The 17,483-nt window shown below is 66.4% G+C and carries 14 protein-coding genes; 9 read left to right on the top strand and 5 right to left on the bottom strand.

The window, feature by feature from the left end:
• The first annotated feature begins 1 nt into the window (after position 1).
• The 4 genes from ACZY0Q_RS11565 (at position 2) to ACZY0Q_RS11550 (ending at position 8,009) form a co-directional block, all read left to right on the top strand.
• Positions 2-2,143 carry a putative bifunctional diguanylate cyclase/phosphodiesterase gene (locus ACZY0Q_RS11565; RefSeq protein ID WP_463916956.1) on the top strand — a complete coding sequence of 714 codons (2,142 nt, stop codon included), beginning with the start codon at positions 2-4 and terminating at the stop codon, positions 2,141-2,143.
• A gap of 38 nt (positions 2,144-2,181) precedes the next feature.
• The gene (locus tag ACZY0Q_RS11560; RefSeq protein ID WP_463916954.1) at positions 2,182-3,507 is read left to right on the top strand and encodes a rhodanese-like domain-containing protein; all 1,326 of its coding nucleotides are present in this window, start codon (positions 2,182-2,184) and stop codon (positions 3,505-3,507) included.
• 102 nt (positions 3,508-3,609) lie between these two features.
• Entirely contained in the window at positions 3,610-7,104 is a 3,495-nt protein-coding gene (locus ACZY0Q_RS11555; RefSeq protein ID WP_463916952.1) for a response regulator, read from the top strand.
• The gene (locus ACZY0Q_RS11550) at positions 7,101-8,009 is read left to right on the top strand and encodes a GGDEF domain-containing protein (protein WP_463916950.1); all 909 of its coding nucleotides are present in this window, start codon (positions 7,101-7,103) and stop codon (positions 8,007-8,009) included. The genes ACZY0Q_RS11555 and ACZY0Q_RS11550 overlap by 4 nt, the downstream gene beginning before the upstream one ends.
• A 30-nt stretch (positions 8,010-8,039) precedes the next feature.
• Here the strand turns inward: ACZY0Q_RS11550 and ACZY0Q_RS11545 are convergent, their stop codons facing one another.
• Positions 8,040-8,501 carry a hypothetical protein gene (locus ACZY0Q_RS11545; RefSeq protein WP_463916948.1) on the bottom strand — a complete coding sequence of 154 codons (462 nt, stop codon included), beginning with the start codon at positions 8,499-8,501 and terminating at the stop codon, positions 8,040-8,042.
• A gap of 209 nt (positions 8,502-8,710) precedes the next feature.
• Between ACZY0Q_RS11545 and ACZY0Q_RS11540 the strand changes: the two genes are divergently transcribed.
• On the top strand, positions 8,711-9,262 hold the full coding sequence (locus tag ACZY0Q_RS11540) for a dihydrofolate reductase family protein (RefSeq protein WP_463916946.1): 552 nt from the start codon (positions 8,711-8,713) through the stop codon (positions 9,260-9,262).
• Between the two features lie 16 nt (positions 9,263-9,278).
• Here ACZY0Q_RS11540 and ACZY0Q_RS11535 read toward each other — a convergent pair whose 3' ends face one another.
• On the bottom strand, positions 9,279-10,691 hold the full coding sequence (locus ACZY0Q_RS11535; RefSeq protein WP_463916943.1) for an aminotransferase-like domain-containing protein: 1,413 nt from the start codon (positions 10,689-10,691) through the stop codon (positions 9,279-9,281).
• Between ACZY0Q_RS11535 and ACZY0Q_RS11530 the strand changes: the two genes are divergently transcribed.
• From ACZY0Q_RS11530 to ACZY0Q_RS11520, 3 genes are all read left to right on the top strand, one after another.
• Positions 10,690-11,673, top strand: coding sequence for a DMT family transporter (locus tag ACZY0Q_RS11530; RefSeq protein WP_463916942.1), 984 nt, complete (start codon positions 10,690-10,692; stop codon positions 11,671-11,673). The genes ACZY0Q_RS11535 and ACZY0Q_RS11530 overlap by 2 nt on opposite strands.
• Before the next feature lie 12 nt (positions 11,674-11,685).
• Positions 11,686-12,315, top strand: a complete 630-nt coding sequence (locus ACZY0Q_RS11525) for an FMN-binding negative transcriptional regulator (RefSeq protein WP_463916939.1) — start codon at positions 11,686-11,688, stop codon at positions 12,313-12,315.
• A 455-nt stretch (positions 12,316-12,770) separates the two neighbouring features.
• Entirely contained in the window at positions 12,771-13,559 is a 789-nt protein-coding gene (locus ACZY0Q_RS11520; RefSeq protein ID WP_463916937.1) for a hypothetical protein, read from the top strand.
• A gap of 324 nt (positions 13,560-13,883) precedes the next feature.
• Here the strand turns inward: ACZY0Q_RS11520 and ACZY0Q_RS11515 are convergent, their stop codons facing one another.
• Both ACZY0Q_RS11515 and ACZY0Q_RS11510 read right to left on the bottom strand, forming a co-directional pair.
• Entirely contained in the window at positions 13,884-14,513 is a 630-nt protein-coding gene (locus tag ACZY0Q_RS11515; protein WP_463916936.1) for a cysteine hydrolase family protein, read from the bottom strand.
• A gap of 51 nt (positions 14,514-14,564) precedes the next feature.
• Entirely contained in the window at positions 14,565-15,659 is a 1,095-nt protein-coding gene (locus ACZY0Q_RS11510; RefSeq protein ID WP_463916933.1) for an LLM class flavin-dependent oxidoreductase, read from the bottom strand.
• A gap of 89 nt (positions 15,660-15,748) precedes the next feature.
• Between ACZY0Q_RS11510 and ACZY0Q_RS11505 the strand changes: the two genes are divergently transcribed.
• Complete coding sequence (locus tag ACZY0Q_RS11505; protein WP_463916931.1) at positions 15,749-16,336, top strand: CGNR zinc finger domain-containing protein; 588 nt, start codon at positions 15,749-15,751, stop codon at positions 16,334-16,336.
• Between the two features lie 172 nt (positions 16,337-16,508).
• Here the strand turns inward: ACZY0Q_RS11505 and mmuM are convergent, their stop codons facing one another.
• The gene (gene mmuM, locus ACZY0Q_RS11500; RefSeq protein WP_463916928.1) at positions 16,509-17,471 is read right to left on the bottom strand and encodes a homocysteine S-methyltransferase; all 963 of its coding nucleotides are present in this window, start codon (positions 17,469-17,471) and stop codon (positions 16,509-16,511) included.
• Between the last annotated feature and the right edge of the window lie 12 nt (positions 17,472-17,483).

Genomic DNA, 17,483 nt, shown 5'->3' with positions numbered 1-17,483 from the left:
CATGGGGGGTTCCAGGCGGCAGGACAAGGATCTGGGGGCGCAGAGTTTCGGCGCGTTCCTTGATGCCAGCCCGGATGCGCTTCTGGCTGTCAACGCGGACGGCACCATCAAAATGGCCAACGCGCAGGCCAGCAGGCTTTTCGGCTACACGCGCGATCAGCTGATCGGAAGCAACCACTGGCTGCTCCTCTCAGACGGCTTCCGCAATGAAACGCGGCTGCTTCAGGAGCACCTGCAGGCGAAGCCGGATGAACTGCAACCGCCGCGGGAAGTCTTCGGACTGCATCGGGACGGCACAGAGTTCGCTGCCGAGGTGGCGGGCTCGCTGCTGGACCACGGCGGTTCGCAGGTTTTGCTGGTCTCAGTCCGGAGCACCGAACACCGCAAAGGAGCTGACGCCGACCTCCGCGAGGCTATGTCGCTGCTGACGGCCACCCTCGAATCCACGGCGGACGGCATCCTGGTGATCAGCTCCGACGGCAGTATTGCCGGGTTCAATGACCAGTTCTTGAAAATGTGGGGCATTCCGCCCGAGTTACTGGACGGCGACACTGAAGACCCCATCATGCGCCTCATCGTCTCCCAGGTTGCGGATCCGGAGGCCTTTTTGGCCCGGCTCACAGAGGTTGCGGAAAACCCGGGGGCAGAAAGCCACGACGTGCTGGACTTCAAGGATGGCAGAACCTTCGAACGGTATTCCCGGCCCCAACGGGTGGGCGAGAAGATCGCTGGCCGGGTATGGAGCTTCCGTGATGTCACGCCGCGCAGGCTGGCGCAGGAGCAAGCCGAGCAGGCCATGACTGACCTGGCTGCCCAGGCGGAACAGCTGCGGGCCCTGGCTTTCCAGGATCCGCTTACCGGGCTGGCCAACCGGGCGGTATTCAACCAGTCCCTCACAGCGGCTCTCGCCGAGCCACGCCTCAAGACCGTGGATGTCCTGCTTGTTGACCTGGACGATTTCAAGGAAGTCAACGACATCCTTGGCCACCAGGCAGGCGACGACATGTTGGTGGAAGTGGGACGCCGGCTCCGCGGCTGCGTGCCCACCGCGGACGTGGTGGCCCGCCTCGGCGGCGACGAGTTTGTGGTGCTGCTGACGGCCTGCCCCGACGCCGATGCCATAGCGGCATGCATCGTCCGCTGCCTGCACGTGCCCGTGACCATCAACGGCACGTTGCTGCGGCCGAGCCTCAGCCTGGGGCTCGCCTCCGTTGGCAAAGAAGCAATGGTCGCCTCCGAATTGCTCCGCGAGGCGGATATCGCCATGTATGCGGCCAAGGCTGCCGGAAAGAACCGCTTCCTGCGCTTCCATCCGGACATGATGACGGCCCTGGTGCAGCGCACGGAGATGGAAGCGGCGCTGCAGCTCGCGGTCACCCGGGGCGAGATCTCCGTGGCCTTCCAGCCGATTGTCTCCCCGCGGACCGGGCAAACGGTCCAGTTCGAGGCCCTGGCCCGCTGGGACCACTACGGCGAGCGGATTCCGCCGTCGGACTTTATCCCGATGGCGGAGCGCAGCGGCCTGATCGGCGAAATCGGCAATGAAGTGATGGGGCTCAGCCTGGTGCAGCTGGCGCCGTGGCTGCACGAGGACCCATCGCGGTCACTCGCGGTGAACGTGTCCGGCATGCAGCTGCAGGAACCAAATTTTGCCGACGGCGTCCTCCGCCTGGCAGCGGCCTGTGGCGTGGGCGCGTACCAGCTGGTCCTGGAAGTCACCGAAAGCGTGTTTTTCGACCCCGACTGCGGCCTGATTCGCCAGCTCAGCAGCCTGCGGGAGGCCGGCGTCCGGGTGGCCCTGGATGACTTCGGCACAGGCTATTCGTCGCTGGGCCGGCTGCAGGACCTGCCGGTGGACACGGTAAAAATCGACCGCACCTTTGTGTCCATGGTGCGGACGGGACAGGAACGGCTGCCCATCCTCAGCTCCATGATCAACATGGCCCACAGCCTGGGCCTGACCGTCACCGCCGAAGGCGTCGAAACGGCGGTGCAGGCTGATTACCTCACAGCTCTGGACTGCGACTCGTTGCAGGGGTACCTGTTCTCGCTGCCGGAGTCCGGCCAACGGTTGGAGCTGGCAAGCCGGCAGGCGGAAGACGCCCTGGCAGCCCTGGCGGCCCGGCGGCCAAAGACCGGCTGAGCCGAACATGTATCCCACTTCGCGAGGACAATGAACCTATGGACGTCGTTGTCATTGAAACACGGCCGCTCGGGGACCGCAGCTACCTGGTCCACGACGGCGAGGTGGCCCTGGTCATCGATCCGCAGCGGGACACGGACCGGGTGGAGGCCGCGGCCGCGGAGGCCAACGTCCGGATCACCCACGTTGCCGAAACCCACCTGCACAACGACTACCTCACCGGCGGGCTCATCCTGGCCCGCGCGCACGGTGCCGAGTATCTTGTGAGCGCAAGCGAAGACGTCGGGTTTGAACGCACGCCAATAGCCGACGGCGGCACGGTCCAGGTGGGCCGGCTCACCGTTAAGGCCGTGGCCACGCCCGGCCACACCCACCACCACCTCAGCTATGTGGTCAGCGACGGCGATGAACAGGCCGTGTTCTCGGGCGGCAGCCTGCTCTACGGGTCGGTGGGGCGCACTGATCTGGTCAGCGGCGAGGACACGGAACGGCTCACCCGTGCCCAGTACTCCTCGGTCCGCAGCCTGGCCGCCGAGGCCAAGCCGGACGCTGCCCTGTACCCCACCCACGGGTTCGGTTCGTTCTGTTCATCCGGGCCGGCGTCGAGCGTCCGCGCCTCCACCCTTGCCGACCAGCAGGAAACCAACCACGCGTTCACGGACGCCAGTGAGGACCACTTTGTCCGGGAGCTCATCAGCAACCTGACCGCCTACCCGTCCTACTACGCACACATGGCCCCTGCGAACCGGACGGGGCCGGAACCGGCGGACCTCACTGTGCCGGAATCCGTGGAGCCGGCGGAGCTCAGCCGCCGGCTCGCGGACGGCGAATGGGTGGTGGACCTGCGCCACCGGGTGGCGTTCGCCAGGAGCCATCTGCAGGGTTCGGTGAGTTTCGAGTACGGCCGCGGCTCCAGTTTCACCGCCTACCTGGGTTGGGTCCTGCCCTGGAACCAGCAGCTCACTCTGGTGGGATCAGCAGAGGACGTCGAAAAGGCCATCCGGGACCTGTCCCGCATCGGCATCAACTCCCCCGATGCCGCCCTCGGAACGGAACCGTCGGCACTCGCCCCGGGCACCGCCGTCGTGCATTATCCGCGTGTGGACTGGGCCGAAATGCTGCACGGACGCGGGCCCGGGGACGTGGTACTGGATGTCCGCCGGACAGATGAGTACGACGCCGGCCACCTCGCCGGGGCGGTGAACATCCCGCTGCATGAGCTGCTGGGGCGGATGGTCGAAATTCCGGCCGGCGCGGTGTGGGTGCACTGCGCCACCGGATACCGCTCCGGGGTGGCGGCAAGCCTGCTGCAACGCTCGGGACGGCAGGTAGTTCATGTGGACGCGAAGTACCGTCCTTCTTGAGTTGTGAGGGATATCATAAGGATGCGTCTCTGCCCAGGTCTCGGGCGGGCCCAGGTCTCGGTTTTTTGTGGGTGACGGGCGCACCTATGGGGAGGGATCCGCGTGTCTCAGACCGGTCTTCTGGAGAAACGTCCCGCCATCAGCAGGAGAACGGCCAAGCTGGTTTGGCTGATCGCGCTGGGTGCTGTGGTGCTGGCCGTTCTCGGGCTTTTTTTCGCTGCCAACAGCGGCACTCCCGCCGCCGTCGTCGCGGGCGATTTTGCCATCCTCATAGCTGCCATTCTGGCGGGTCGCAGCTGTGCCCACGCCGCCTGGCAGGGCGGGGTGAACGCCCGGGCCTGGATGCTGATGTCGGCGGCCGCCTACGTATGGGCGGCCGGGCAGCTCGTCTGGACGTACTTCGGGCTCGCCAACAACCATGTTGCCCCGTTCCCCTCACTGGCTGACGCCCTGTTCCTCGCGTATTCGGTGCCGGCCGCCATCGCGCTTTTCAGCTTCAAGCGCCCGGGCGGCACCACCCGGGTGGGGTTGGTCCGTACGGCACTGGACGCCGCGGTGATCGCCGGCGCAGTCCTGGTGGTCAGCTGGTACACGGCGCTGGGCCCGGCGTTCAGCTCGGAAGGCGACCTCCTGACCCGGCTCACGTCCATGGGCTACCCCGTGGTGGACGTGGTCATCACGTCGCTGGTGCTTGTCCTGGGGATGCGCCGGCAGCCAGGCGAACGGCTGCCGTGGCTGTGTTTCGGCGGTGGCCTGCTGGTCCTCACCATCACGGACAGCATCTACGTGGGCTTAACGTCCGACGGCGTCACGGGAGTCACCGGCTCACCGCTCGCCTTGGGCTGGATTATCGCTTTCCTCCTGATTGCGCTGGCACCGCTGCTCCCCTATGCGGAAAACCCGCGGCCGGACCGCAAGGCGTTTGCGCTGGCCCTTGAACTGCTCCCCTACGCGCCGATCCTGGTGGCCGTTATGATGGTCGCCCAGGAGCACGTCAGCGAGATGAGCGCCTTCCTGCTGACGGTGGCCAGGATCACCGTGGCCCTCATCCTGGTCCGCCAGGTCCTGATCATCATCGAAAACCTCACCCTCACCACCGGGCTGGAGCAGGAGGTGGCTGCCCGGACGGCGGAGCTCGAGGGACTCGGCGCGATCGTCAAGTCCTCCTCGGACGCCATCCTGAGCACCACGCCGGAGGGCGTCATCACCAGCTGGAACCCGGGAGCGCAGCATCAGTACGGCTACACGGCCCAGGAAGCGATCGGCCGCGACGCGCGGTTCCTGCTGGCGCCGGGGGGTATCGCCGGTGCCGCCGAGGTGTTCGACCAGCTCCGCGCCAGCGGCCAAGCCATGAGCTTCGAGATGGAGCACCTGACAAAGGACGGCGCCGCCATTTCCGTATCGATGACCGTCTCCCCCATCCGGGACGAGACCGGCCGGCTCAGCGGGTTGGCCACCATCGCCAGGGACATTACCCTGCGCCGTGCCGCCGAGCAGGAGCTGAAGGCGGCCCGGGAAGCAGCCTTGGAATCCAGCAGGCTCAAGTCCGAGTTCCTGGCCACCATGAGCCACGAAATCCGCACCCCCATGAACGGCGTGGTGGGGCTGACGGCACTGCTGCTGGAGACGCCGCTGGACCAGACGCAGAAGCAGTACGCCCAGGGCGTCAAGGGCGCCGGTGAGGCGCTGCTTTCCCTCATCAACGACATCCTGGACTTCTCCAAACTGGAAGCCGGCAAGGTTGACCTGGATATCCGCGCCTTCGATCCCCGCGTCCTGGTGGAGGAAGTGGCGGGCTTGCTGACCGAGCCCGCGCAGGCCAAGAACCTGGAGCTGATCGCCTACTGCGAACCGGACGTTCCGGCCAGGCTGCACGGTGATTCCGGCCGGATCCGCCAGATCCTGCTGAACCTCGCCTCCAACGCCGTCAAGTTCACGGCGTCCGGGGAAGTTTCCATCCGCGTGACCACCGAGACACCGGACGCGAAACCCGGCGCCACCGCCATGGTCTGCTTCGAAGTCCGCGATACCGGCATCGGCATCGACCCTGCGCACCACGCCCGGCTGTTCGAATCCTTCTCCCAGGCGGACGCTTCCACCACCCGGCGCTACGGCGGGACCGGCCTGGGCCTGGCCATCTGCAGCCGGCTCACTGATGCCATGGGCGGCGAGATCGGCCTGGACAGTGCTCCTGGCGAGGGCAGCACGTTCTGGTTCCGTATCCCCGTGCCCGTCGCTCCGCCGTCCACGGACCCCGTGCCGGCCGCCGGTTTCCTCACCGGTCTCCGCGTCCTGGTGGTGGATGACAACGCCACCAACCGCCTGGTGCTGGAATCCCAGCTGCGCGGCTGGAAGCTGCAGCCGGAGGCGGTGCCGGATGCCCGCGCTGCGTTGGCCCGCGCTCACGAAGCCGCAGCAGACGGAGTGCCTTTCCACCTGGCTGTGCTGGACCTCTGCATGCCTGATACCGATGGCTTGGAACTGGCCCGCGAGCTCAAGGCCGACGCCGGACTGGCGAACATCGAGCTGATCATGCTCACGTCCACCATGCAGGTCAACGCCGCCGAGATCGCCGATGCCGGGGTCCGCGAATGGCTGATGAAACCGGTCCGCAGCTCCGAGTTCTACAACCGCCTGGTCCGGCTGATGTCCACGAGTGAACACCACGCCCCGGCGTTTTCCGCGGTTGGCCGGTCTTCCGATGCTGACTTGTCCTCTGAGCCGTTCGCCGGCTCCTCCGCTGGGCTGACCCTTGAGGGGAGGCCCCTTGAGCCGTCCCGGGGCCGCATCCTGGTGGTGGAGGACAACGAAGTGAACCAGCTGGTGGCCCGGGCCACGGTGACCAAATTCGGCTACGCGGTGGACGTGGTGGCCGATGGCGCCGAGGCCGTGGCGGCCACCGCCAGCACCCGCTACGCCGCCGTCCTGATGGACTGTCACATGCCGGTGATGGACGGGTTCGAGGCCACCCGCGTCATCCGGCGGCGCGACGGGGCCAGCCATCTTCCCATCATCGCGATGACCGCCGGCGCCCTGGACGGGGACCGGGAACGCTGCCTCGCCGCTGGCATGGACGACTACCTCTCCAAGCCGGTGGACGCCGCCGCACTTGAAGCGGCCCTCACCCGATGGGTCCCCGAACAGGCGACGCTCTCTTCGCCGGAAGAGCTCGAGGCTACTCGGCCGGACGACGCTCGCCAGCGCGAGGCACCTGGGATGCTGGCTGTCACCGGTGGCGGTGCGCCGGCGCTGGATGCGGACCGGCTCGCCATGCTGCGCGGCCTCGGACCGGAGGACGGCCTGGGCTTGCTTCCTGCAACAACGGAGGCCTTCCGGAAGGACGTTCCCGCACGTCTCGCGGCGTTGCGCGAAGCGGTGGCCGGCGGCGGCGGACCGGCCCTGGCTCAGGCGGCGCACGCACTGAAGGGTGCGGCGGCCAACATCGGCGCCACCGCCGTCGCAAGCCTCTGCGGCGAACTGGAGGACCTGGGACGCAGTGGAAGGCTCGACGGCGGCCCGCAGCTGGTCGGCCGGCTTGAAGCTGAGCTGGTGCGGGTGGACTTTGAACTCGATCTAGCGCTGGAGGTGACACAGTGAAAGTCCTCGTGGCAGATGACGATCCGGGCTCGCTCCTGGTGGCACGCGCCGCCGTCGAACGTTCCGGCCACGACTGCCTGACGGCGGCCGACGGCGACGAGGCGTGGGCCCTGTACCTGGAACACCAGCCCGATGTTGTGGTCACGGACTGGATGATGCCCGGGATGGATGGGCTGGCATTGTGCCGGGCCATCAGGGCACGCGAGGCTGACCTGTACACGTATATCGTGCTGCTGACGTCGCAGGGATCCAGGGACGATGTGCTCGCCGGGCTTGAGGCCGGGGCTGACGACTACGTCACCAAGCCACTGGACCCGTTCGTCCTGCATGCGCGTCTGCTCGTGGCGCTGCGGGTGACCACGCTGCACGCGGACCTGGCCCACTACCGGAAAGTGCTGTCGCAGCAGGCGCGGACCGATCCGCTCACCGGCCTGCACAACCGGCTCAAGCTCTCCGAGGACCTCGAGCAGCTGCATGCGCGCAGCCGGCGGTACACGGAGGGGTACTGCGTTGCGATGTGCGACGTGGACAACTTCAAGAGCTACAACGACATCTACGGGCACCAGGCGGGCGATCTTGCACTTCGGGCCGTGGCGAAGGCCCTGGTGGGCGCGGCGCGGAGGAGCGATGGAGTGTACCGGTACGGCGGCGAGGAGTTCCTGCTGGTGCTGCCGAACCAGTCGCAGCTGAACGCCAAGGCCTTTATGGAACGGGCACTGGACAGTGTGCGCGAGCTGGAGATTGTCCACTCCGGGGATCCGCTGGGCCAGCTGACGCTGAGCGCCGGCATTTCCGCGTTCAGCGCCGAGCACCAGGCCGACGCCGACACCCTCCTGGGCGAAGCCGACGCCGCCCTCTACGCGGCCAAGGCGGCCGGCCGGAACCGGGTGGAGCTGGCCCTGTAACGGTTGGGCCTGACCTGTATTGGCCGGTGGCTACGCGGCTTTCTTGCGCTGCTTCGGCTGAACCGACTGCGTCTTACCGGGCTGCTGCTGCACCGGATGGCGTTTCACGGGCTGCTGCTGGGTTACCGGGCGGTGCTGTGCAGGCTGTTTCGTCGCCGACTGCTTTGCGGCTTCAGGCTCGGCGGGAATTTCCTCGTCCTGCACCACTTCATCCTGCGCCACTTCGTCCTGCAACGTCTCAACAAACGCGTACATGCGGTTGCGGCGCCAGCGGCGGACCAGGTCCACACCGGCCAGGATGCCGGCCAGCGGTGTCAGGACAGCTGCGGCGTAGACGAACAGCATCCACGTCAAGGTAGCCATTGGCGGCTGGTTGTTGTTCAGCAGAGACAGCCCGCCGAACATGGCGATGATCCAGAACAGCACCACTGCCGTCAGCACCGCGGCCGCGGGGAAGTACTGGTTGCGTACGATCTTCTTCAGGGTTTCCATGCATTTTCCTCCTGCCTGGCCGGGGCGCGGCGAGAGGCCGCATGAACACCAGTATGCGGCTGGCGGACCGTGGATTTGTGCAACACGCAGGAGTGGTGACGAACATAACTGCGGCCAGGTTTCGACAGGCTCAACCACCGGCAGGGGTTCCCTGTTGAGGGCACAGCCAATAGCGTGGAGGCCAACTGCCCCTGACCTTGGAGGACCCCATGCGCAAAGTCACGTCCGGCCTGTTCCACTCCGTTGACGGCGTCGTCTCAGACCCGTTCCTCTGGCAATTCGACAGCTTCGACGACGACCTCGGCAAGGGCCTGACCCGCATGATCGAACGTGTGGACACCGTGGTGCTTGGCCGGGTGAGCTACCAGGAGTGGGCTGGGTACTGGCCAACAGCTTCGAAGGATGACGACTTCGCCGGCTTCATCAATCCGGTGGAGAAGTTTGTGGCCTCCCGGACCCTGACCGAGCCGCTCGAGTGGCAGAACTCGCACCTGATAGAGGGACCTCTGGAACAATTCGTGGCTGGCCTGAAAGAGCGCGACGGCGGAGAAATCGCCGTCACCGGCAGCATTTCCGTGGTGCGCCAACTGCTGTTCGCCGGGCTGCTCGATGAGCTGACCTTGATGACCCACCCCGTGGTGGCCGGCAGTGGCAAACGCCTGTTCGAGGTCGGCGACCCCATAACGCGGCTCAGCTTGAAGGACCAGTACCGGACCACGAAGGGCAACGTCATCAGCACGTACGCGCTGCTGGACGAATAAGGGAACGCCCCGTTCGTCAGGCACCGTTCCGCTCGATGCACTGGCCGATAAGCCGGGCACCCTCCGGGAAGGCGCCCGGATTCGTCCCCGAGTAGTTGAGCCGGATGAACGGGCCTGCCGGTTCGGCCGGAAACCACTCGTTTCCGCCGGCGATGATCACCCCGGCGGCTTCGCAGTCGCGGGTCAGCCGTTCGAGGTCGGTCCCGTCGGGCAGCCGCGCCCACAGGTTCAGGCCGCCCTTGGGCACCTGCTCGATGTGCGCCTGCGGGGCGTGCTGGCGCAAGCTGGTGACCAGCAGGTCGCGGCGCGACTCGAGCTGGTGGCGGAGGCTGCGAAGGTGCGTCTGCCACCCGGGCTGCGTCACGACGTCGAGCGCTGCCGCCTGGAGCAGCCCGCTGACGTACATCGATTCGGCCGCCCGGTCCGCCAGGATGCGCTCCCGCGCCGGACCGCGGGCGATGACCGCGGCGACGCGGATGGACGGCGAGACACTCTTGGTCAGCGAGCGCAGGTACACCACGTGGCCGGAGTCGTCGCGGGAGGCGACGGGCACGGGGTTGGAGGTGATGCCGAAATCGTGCGCCCAGTCGTCCTCTACAAGGAACGCCCCTTTCACGCGCACCACGTCCAGGACCTGTTCCCGCCGTTCAGCAGACCACTGCGCACCGGTGGGGTTGGCGTAGTTGGGCTGCGCGTAGAACAGCCGAGCGCCGGACTCGTCAAACGCGCGGGCCAGCTCTGCCGCTTCCGGACCGTCCGGTCCGCTGGGGACCGGGACAACGCGCACGCCGGCCTGCGCCGCGGCCAGAATGGCGCCCCAATAGGACGGCGATTCCATCAGCAGGGGCTGCCCGCGGCCCGCGAGCGCGGTGAAGATGGAGCTGAGGCCGCTTTGGCTTCCGGGGAGTACGACGACGTCGCTCGGGTTCGGCGGGGTGGTCCCGGCCGGCGTGGAGGCACCGAGTTCGTGCGCGAACCACGACTGTAGTTCGGGCATTCCGGCCGCGGGCGGACGGGACAGGGCGGCGTCGCCCCGGGCTGCGCGGGCAAGGGCTGCCCTCACCAGCCGCTCCGGCAGGAGTTCGCGGTCCGGGTAGCCGGAGTGGAAAGTGATGGCATCGTTCGGCACGCTGCGCATGGTACTGGAGGCCGGCGGCAGCGGTGCCAGCGGGGAACGGAGGGCCGCCGTCTGCCAGCCGTAGTCGGAGGGTCTGGCGCTCCGGACGGCGCGCACAAACGTCCCGACGCCGGGCCGGCTCTCGATCAGCCCCTGGGCTGTGAGCGTCTGCAGGGCCTTCTGCACCGTCACAGGACTGGCCTGGTAATCGGCCACCAGCGACCGCGTGGACGGCAGCTTCGCACCGGGGGCGGCCGAAGAAAGCCAATTCTTCAGATGCGCCACAATCCGGGAACTGCTATCGTTATTCATGAGAGACAACAGTAGCGCTACTACGCTTTTATCGCCAGTGATACCGGCCCGACAGCCCACTGGACTCTGGTGGGGTCTCCTCGGAGTAGCGGCGTTCTCGTTCACGGTTCCGTTCACGAAGGTGGCCGTCGAGTCCCTGTCCCCGCTGTTCATCGGGTCAGGCCGTGCAGTGGTGGCCGCCATCCTTGCCGCCTTCGCCCTGGCACTCACCCGGCAGCGGCTCCCCCGGAGCACGCAGTGGGTGCGCCTCGCGGTGGTGGCCGGCGGCGTCGTCGTCGGGTTTCCCCTGCTCACGTCCTTTGCCCTCACCAGCACCCCGGCCAGCCACGGTGCCGTGGTGATCGCCCTGTTGCCCGCAGCGACGGCGGTGGCGGCCGTTCTTCGGGGACGCGAGCGTCCACGCCGGGCGTTCTGGCTCATCACCGGGGTGGGAGCGCTGGCGGCCATCGCTTTCGCCTCCATGCAGTCCGGCGGATTCGGGCAGCTGCACTCGGCGGATCTGCTGCTTCTCGGCGCGGTGGTGGCCGCGGCCATCGGCTATGCGGAGGGTGGCCTGCTGGCCCGTGAGCTAGGTGCCTGGCAGACGGTGTCCTGGGCGCTGGTGCTGGCGTCGCCGCTGATGGTGTTCCTGGTGGCGGTGTCCGTGGCACAACAGCCGCCGTCGGGCACGCCGGTCCAGTGGCTGGCCTTTGCGTACCTCGGCGTGGTCAGCATGTTCCTCGGCTTCTTCGCCTGGTACCGCGGCCTGGCCATCGGCCCCATAGCCCAGGTCAGCCAGGTCCAGCTTGTCCAGCCGGTGCTGACCATCTGCTGGGCGGGCCTCCTGCTCGGCGAGGCCCTGACGTGGAGCACCGTCGTCGGCGGCATGGCTGTCATCCTCTGCGCCGGCGCCGCGGTCCGGGTCCGGCTCAAGCCGGCGCCCGTCCAGCCCGCCGTTCTGCAACCTGCCGTCACTCGCGCCACAAGCACCTCGAACCCGTGAAGGACTAGCACCATGTACACACCAGCCCACTTTGAAGCCGGCCCCGACGCCATCCAGGAACTGCTGACCAGGCCCGGCGCAGCGAACCTGGTCACCACAACATCAGGAGGCCTGCTCGCAACACTGCTGCCGTTTGTCTACGACCCGTCGGTGGGCGAACACGGGGCGCTGCACACGCACGTCGCGAGGAACAACCCCCAGTGGTCCGAACCGGCCATGGGAGAGTCCCTGATGATCATCCAGGGCGCGGACGCCTACATTTCGCCGTCCTGGTACGCGTCCAAGGCCGAGCACGGACGCGTGGTGCCCACGTGGAATTACTCGACGGCGCATGTGTACGGCAACCTCGTGGTCCATGACGACCCCGAGTGGATCGCCGGCCAGGTCAGGCGGCTCACCGGCGTTCACGAAGCCGGCTTTGAGCACCCGTGGAGCGTGGACGACGCCCCGGAGCGCTACATCTCCGGCCAGCTACGCGCCATTGTGGGCATCGAACTGGTCATCACCCGGATCGAGGCGAAAGCCAAGCTGAGCCAGAACCGGCCAGCGGCGGACGTGGACGGCGTGGTGGCAGGGCTCAGCGCTCGGGGTCAGTCGGACAGCGCCGCCGACGTCGAGCGGGCCCGGCCGGCGCGCGCCTAGTCTCTGGCCCAACTAAGTAGCGCTAACTGTCGTTTTGGGGCCTCAAAACGACAGTTAGCGCTACGTAGTTGGGGGCCGGGGGCTAGTCGTGTGACTTTCGGCGCTATTTGGCGGCTTTTTGTGATCGCTAAATGGCGCACACAGCCAGGGATTGAACGCTTGGCCTAATCCTTCCGTCTCGTATCCCAAGGGCTACGAGACATAAGCTACCGCCAGATCTCTCGGGCCAGTTAGACCCGCGCTGTGAAAAGCTGCCTCAAATTTGGCGTTTCCTCAGCACTGCTTCAGGGCGCTCCTGGCATTTCGGGGGATTGCATGAGTCGAAACTGATCTCCGTACATTGTCACGGGTTCTATGCCGGAGGAGACTTGAGGCGACGGCACCCCATCAGGGGCCGCCCGCGGGGCCACCCGGCTGCGGGGCCTCACATTACCCTGTAGCGGCTTGGTGGATCGATGAGTTCCATGACACCCCTCGAAAAGACCGCTCAGCGGTCGCACCATCTCTTGCCCCTAGTGGCTATCGCACTGATTGGCTGTCTAAGCGGGTGCCAGTATGAGCCCGACAACGCCTCCCTCCCGTCCGCCAGTTCTCCGACCACGGAGGCTCGCACGGTCCCGCCGCTGCCGGAGAGTGGCGACACTCGCACCGTCCGACCGCTGCCGAAGAGTGGCAACATCGACGCCGGCACATACTTCGTCCCCGTCGCCGGCTACAAGGAGCCTTTCGAGATCACCGTCCCCGACGGCTGGTTTGCGCTCGACGGCGACAGCCTGGGCAAGGACGACCCGGATCACCCGGCTGAATGGGCCGTCTACCTGACTCTTTGGCCCGCGGACTATGTGCCGAAGGACGCATGCGACTGGGTGGGCGCCCTTGTCGAGGTCGGTCCGTCGGCCGAGGCCTTTGTTGCCGCGATGGCGGCGCAGTCGTCGACGGCAAGCACCCCTCCCGCCAAGTTCATGGTGGGCAACTACTCCGGCTTCGAGTTCGACCACTCCGTCGAGGGCAGCGTGGACATCAACGCCTGCGACGGCGGCAAGTTATGCATCCACTCAGGATCCTTATACGACTGCTCACGCTGGTACTCGACTCAGAATGAACACGAAACCTACCGGGTGGTCGACCTGAACGGCCAGCGGGCTGTGGTCGCGGTAGGCCATGTCGACGAAACGATCAATCCGGAGCTGATGAGAGAGGCACGCGCCGTCTTCGACTCGATCGTGTTCGGGTCCGACAAATGACCAACTGATCCGATAGACAATCCCGCCCGCGGACGCCGACTCCTTCTCTTGGCCACCGGGGTGTCTCATAGCCTCAGTGTTTCGTATCCCTAACGTTTTGAGGCACTAAGATTTCGAGACACCGTCTTGAGATGGGAACCCCCTTACGGGCGATCCCTGTAGCGCTCGGCGTACCAAGCGCAGCAGCGACTGCCCGTAGGGGTGACTGAGGTTCTGGTTAGTGGGTCGCACAGTGCCCACCGCGCGATCGGTGTGCGGCCGGTCCTAGCTCAAGATGTATGGTCCGGGCATGCTGAGTGCATGACGGCCACCGTCGCGGTACTTCTACCGGGTACTGCGGCCCCGTGCGGCGGAGGTGATGAGGTCACTCTTGGTCAGCGCCGCGCTCGTGCGCAGTGCTTCGGTCCAGGTCGCGGTGTCGGCGACGGCGGCCCAGTTCGAGTGCAGCAGCGCCATGAGGGTCTCGTGGACCTGGCGTGCGGACGCGGTGCCAGCGTCGTTGGAGAGGTCGATTGCTCCCGTCGCGTCTCTGAGGACTTCGACGGTGAATCCAAGCGGCTCGGCGGCCGCGGCGGAGGCGATCACACAGTTGTTTGTCATGTACCCAACGAGAGTAATCGTGTCGATGCCCTGTTCACGCAACCAGGCTTCGAGGCCGGTGTCGGCGAAGATGCTGGAGAACTGCTTGCTGATGCGCTTGACTGCCAGGTTCTCATGGGCAGCTACTTCGGAGTGGTTTTGCCAGGTCGCCGATCCGGATGCGAACACCGGGGCTTCTGCGGGAAGCTCGTGCTGGACGAGCACGACAGGCGTTCCGGTCTGCTCTGCGGCCTTGATCGCGGTCTGGATGCTGGTGATGGATTGGTGACGGTCCGGGTACTGGATCGGAAGTAGTCCGTCGAAGTATTCCTGTTGGGCGTCAATGACGATTAGGGCTCGGTGGGGGGCGGTCATGGGGTTCTCCTTTAGGGCTGTGTTTGTGAACGTCTGAGTGTTGAAATGTCTCTATTGTGCGGTGGCCGGTAGCGGTGCGTTCAGGTGCGGGAGTTCGTAGTGATCGGCGATCAGGGTAATCCCGTGCTGGTCGAGGGCTGTTGAGTGGCCGCCAACGACAAGCATCACCTCGTCGACGCCGGTGCGTTCGTGCAGGGCTTCGAGACGGTCGGCGATAGTAGCGGCGGTGCCATGAAAACTGCGGCTGGTGTACGCGTCGAGGATCTGCCGCTCCTGAATCGTGGCAGCGTACGCCTCGACCTCGTCCGGAGGCAGGAGCAGGTAGCCTTCGCTCTTGAACATGCGCAGCATCGCCATGGCCGATGTGGCCGCCTGCCGTTTTGCCTCAGCCGGGTCGTCGCTGATCGCCGCGGGCACGCTGACGAGGGTGTGCGGCTCGGCCAGCACAGCGGAGGGCTGGAAGCTCTCACGGTAGAGACGCATGGCCGTGTCGATGTCAGCGTCGCCGAACTGCAAGGCGAACGCATACGGCCGGCCGAGCTGCCCGGCCAGTTGTGCTGAGTACGGAGAGGAACCCAGCACCCACACCTCCGGAAAAGTCGAGGGCGCAGGCACTCGGTTTTCCCTTGACTGCCAAGGGCCGGGAACCGCGTGGACATGCCGGTAGGGGTGTCCAGGAGGGAACTCGTCACCCAGGAACCCGAGCAACTCGAGCATCTGCTGCGGGAATCCATCGTTGGCATCCGCGCCCCGACGCAGAGCCGCAGCAGTCGCCCCATCAGTGCCAGGGGCGCGTCCCAGCCCCAGATCGATCCGGCCCGGGGCGAGAGCCTCCAGCATCCCGAACTGCTCGGCGATCAGCAACGGGGAATGGTTGGGCAGCATTACCCCTCCGGCGCCAAGGCGGATGCTCGTCGTCTCAGCGATGAGGCGGGCGACCATCAACGGAGGTGAAGACACCGAGGTCGCCCCCATCCCATGATGCTCAGACATCCAGAAACGGTGATAACCGCGCTGGTCCGCCGTCCGCGCCAGCGAGATCGTACTCGCGAGCCCCTCCCCAGCGGTCATCCCCACTCCTGTACCGCCCGCGGAAAGCACGGACAGTGTGAATGGGGCGGTGCCGGCTGGTCGACCGAACTTCATAAGAACTCCTCATGGAAAAATGTGTTATTTAGCGTGATTGGAGCGTAGCAGCTGCCTCACGCTTAAATGAAACTGATACCATGAGAACCATGTCGGAGACACTGCTAGCAGCCGCGCCAGGCGCCGAAGAGCATCCCAGCCTCGCACTGGTCAACAGCGCAAGCGAACTGCCCGGAGGCAAACGCTACGACGAACTGGGCGGTCCTGACGACGCCGCGGATTGGCTGAGAGCACACGATCTCATCGCATCGGACACTGTGCTGCACGAGCACTGCCGGGGCAGGCTCGCAGCGCTGCGCACAGACCTGCGCGATCTATTCAACGCGCACACCACAGGGGACGTCCCCACGACAGCGGCCGTGCAAGCTCTGAATCGTGCGCTGACTTGTGCACCCGGGGCGCTCCTGCTTCAGTTCGACCCGGAGTCAGGGTTTACCCGCAGCGCCAACCACCCCGTGACACAAGTCGTCGAGCACGTCATGGCCGTCATCGCCGACGACGCTGCCTCGCTGCTAAGCGGCGACCAAGCATCGGTGCTCGCGTCCTGCGAAGCGGACGGGTGCCGGCGATTCTTCCTCCGCACCCATGCGCGGCGGCAATGGTGCTCAACCCGTTGCGGCGACCGAGTCCGCGCCGCACGAGCCTACGCACGCAAACGCGCGCTACACAGCGGATGAATCCAGATGCACGCTGCGGTAGTCGCCATGTCGTGGGGCGGGAAGCGAACACGCTGGAGCACCCCAAACAAGCGCACTCCGGAGGGCAAGAGCAAACGAAACACCCTGCGCTGCCTCAAACCCAAGGCAGCCCGGGAGATCTACCGCCAGATCACCAACCCCCATTCAGAGGTCAGTCGGAAGCCAGTGAGTCGGCCAATGCGGCGATGTCCCGGGGCGTGGTGCGGCAACAGCCTCCGATGATGCGGGCGCCGAGGTCCCGCCATGCACCGGCTCCGGCTTCAAGGCCTTCGGGCTGGGAGCTGAACGACTCAACGGCACCCTCTGATGAGGGTCCCCAGGTCTTAGTGGCGGCATCGTAGCTTTCGCCGGAGTTCGGATAGGTGACCAGCGGCTTCGAGCCCGCCCCGCCCAGGGCTGCCAGGGCGGCCGGGACCAGGTGCAGCGGCACGCAGTTCACGCCCAGAGCCACCACGCGCGGCTCGGCCCCGCAGAGTTCCGCCACCGTACTCAACGGAGTGCCGTCACTGATGTGCGCGCCGTCCCGCAGCGAGAAGGAGAACCAGGATTCGACGTCGAACTCCACGGTGAGTGCCAGCAGCGCCTGTGCTTCGGCAAAGGACGGCAGTGTCTCGCAGGCGAGGAAGTCGGCTCCGGCGTCCACCAGTGCCGCGATGCGGGGCCGGTGGAAATCCTTGAAGGCCTCAGCGTCCAGGACGTAGTCCCCGCGGTACTCCGAGCCGTCCGCGAGGTAGGCGCCATACGGGCCCACGGAGCCGGCGATCAGCAGCGGCCCGGCCTGAGGATGGACGGCCATGTGTTCGCGCCGCGCGTCGTCCGCCAGCCGGACCGAGAGCCTGACCAGGTCCAATGCCGCATCCTGGGAGAGCCCCCGCTGTGCGAACCCCAGCGGGGTGGCCTGGTAGCTGGCGGTGGTGGCCACGTTGGCGCCGGCTTCGAAGTAGTCCCGGTGCACGTCGCGGATCAGCTGCGGCTGCTCCAGCAGGACCTTGGCCGACCATAGCGGGTCATCCAGGCTGCAGCCGCGCGCCTCAAGTTCGGTGGCAAGGGCGCCGTCAGCGGTCAGGTGCGCTCCGGCATCAAGCAGGCGGGACAGCGTGGTGTTGCTGGGCATGGCAAGAACTCC

It is taken from the genome of Pseudarthrobacter lactosi (genome assembly GCF_055412785.1).
The sequence above is the reverse complement of the archived record's forward strand: the minus strand, read 5'-3'. Positions and strand labels throughout refer to the sequence as shown.

Bases quoted from the DNA above. Each gene is read 5' to 3' on its own strand.
- ACZY0Q_RS11520 (WP_463916937.1), top strand. From the start codon at position 12,771: ATGAGTTCCATGACACCCCTCGAAAAGACCGCTCAGCGGTCGCACCAT.
- ACZY0Q_RS11515 (WP_463916936.1), bottom strand. From the start codon at position 14,513: ATGACCGCCCCCCACCGAGCCCTAATCGTCATTGACGCCCAACAGGAA.
- mmuM (WP_463916928.1), bottom strand. From the start codon at position 17,471: ATGCCCAGCAACACCACGCTGTCCCGCCTGCTTGATGCCGGAGCGCAC.
- ACZY0Q_RS11530 (WP_463916942.1), top strand. From the start codon at position 10,690: ATGAGAGACAACAGTAGCGCTACTACGCTTTTATCGCCAGTGATACCG.
- ACZY0Q_RS11525 (WP_463916939.1), top strand. From the start codon at position 11,686: ATGTACACACCAGCCCACTTTGAAGCCGGCCCCGACGCCATCCAGGAA.
- ACZY0Q_RS11535 (WP_463916943.1), bottom strand. From the start codon at position 10,691: ATGAATAACGATAGCAGTTCCCGGATTGTGGCGCATCTGAAGAATTGG.
- ACZY0Q_RS11565 (WP_463916956.1), top strand. From the start codon at position 2: ATGGGGGGTTCCAGGCGGCAGGACAAGGATCTGGGGGCGCAGAGTTTC.
- ACZY0Q_RS11545 (WP_463916948.1), bottom strand. From the start codon at position 8,501: ATGGAAACCCTGAAGAAGATCGTACGCAACCAGTACTTCCCCGCGGCC.
- ACZY0Q_RS11510 (WP_463916933.1), bottom strand. From the start codon at position 15,659: ATGAAGTTCGGTCGACCAGCCGGCACCGCCCCATTCACACTGTCCGTG.
- ACZY0Q_RS11560 (WP_463916954.1), top strand. From the start codon at position 2,182: ATGGACGTCGTTGTCATTGAAACACGGCCGCTCGGGGACCGCAGCTAC.
- ACZY0Q_RS11505 (WP_463916931.1), top strand. From the start codon at position 15,749: ATGTCGGAGACACTGCTAGCAGCCGCGCCAGGCGCCGAAGAGCATCCC.
- ACZY0Q_RS11540 (WP_463916946.1), top strand. From the start codon at position 8,711: ATGCGCAAAGTCACGTCCGGCCTGTTCCACTCCGTTGACGGCGTCGTC.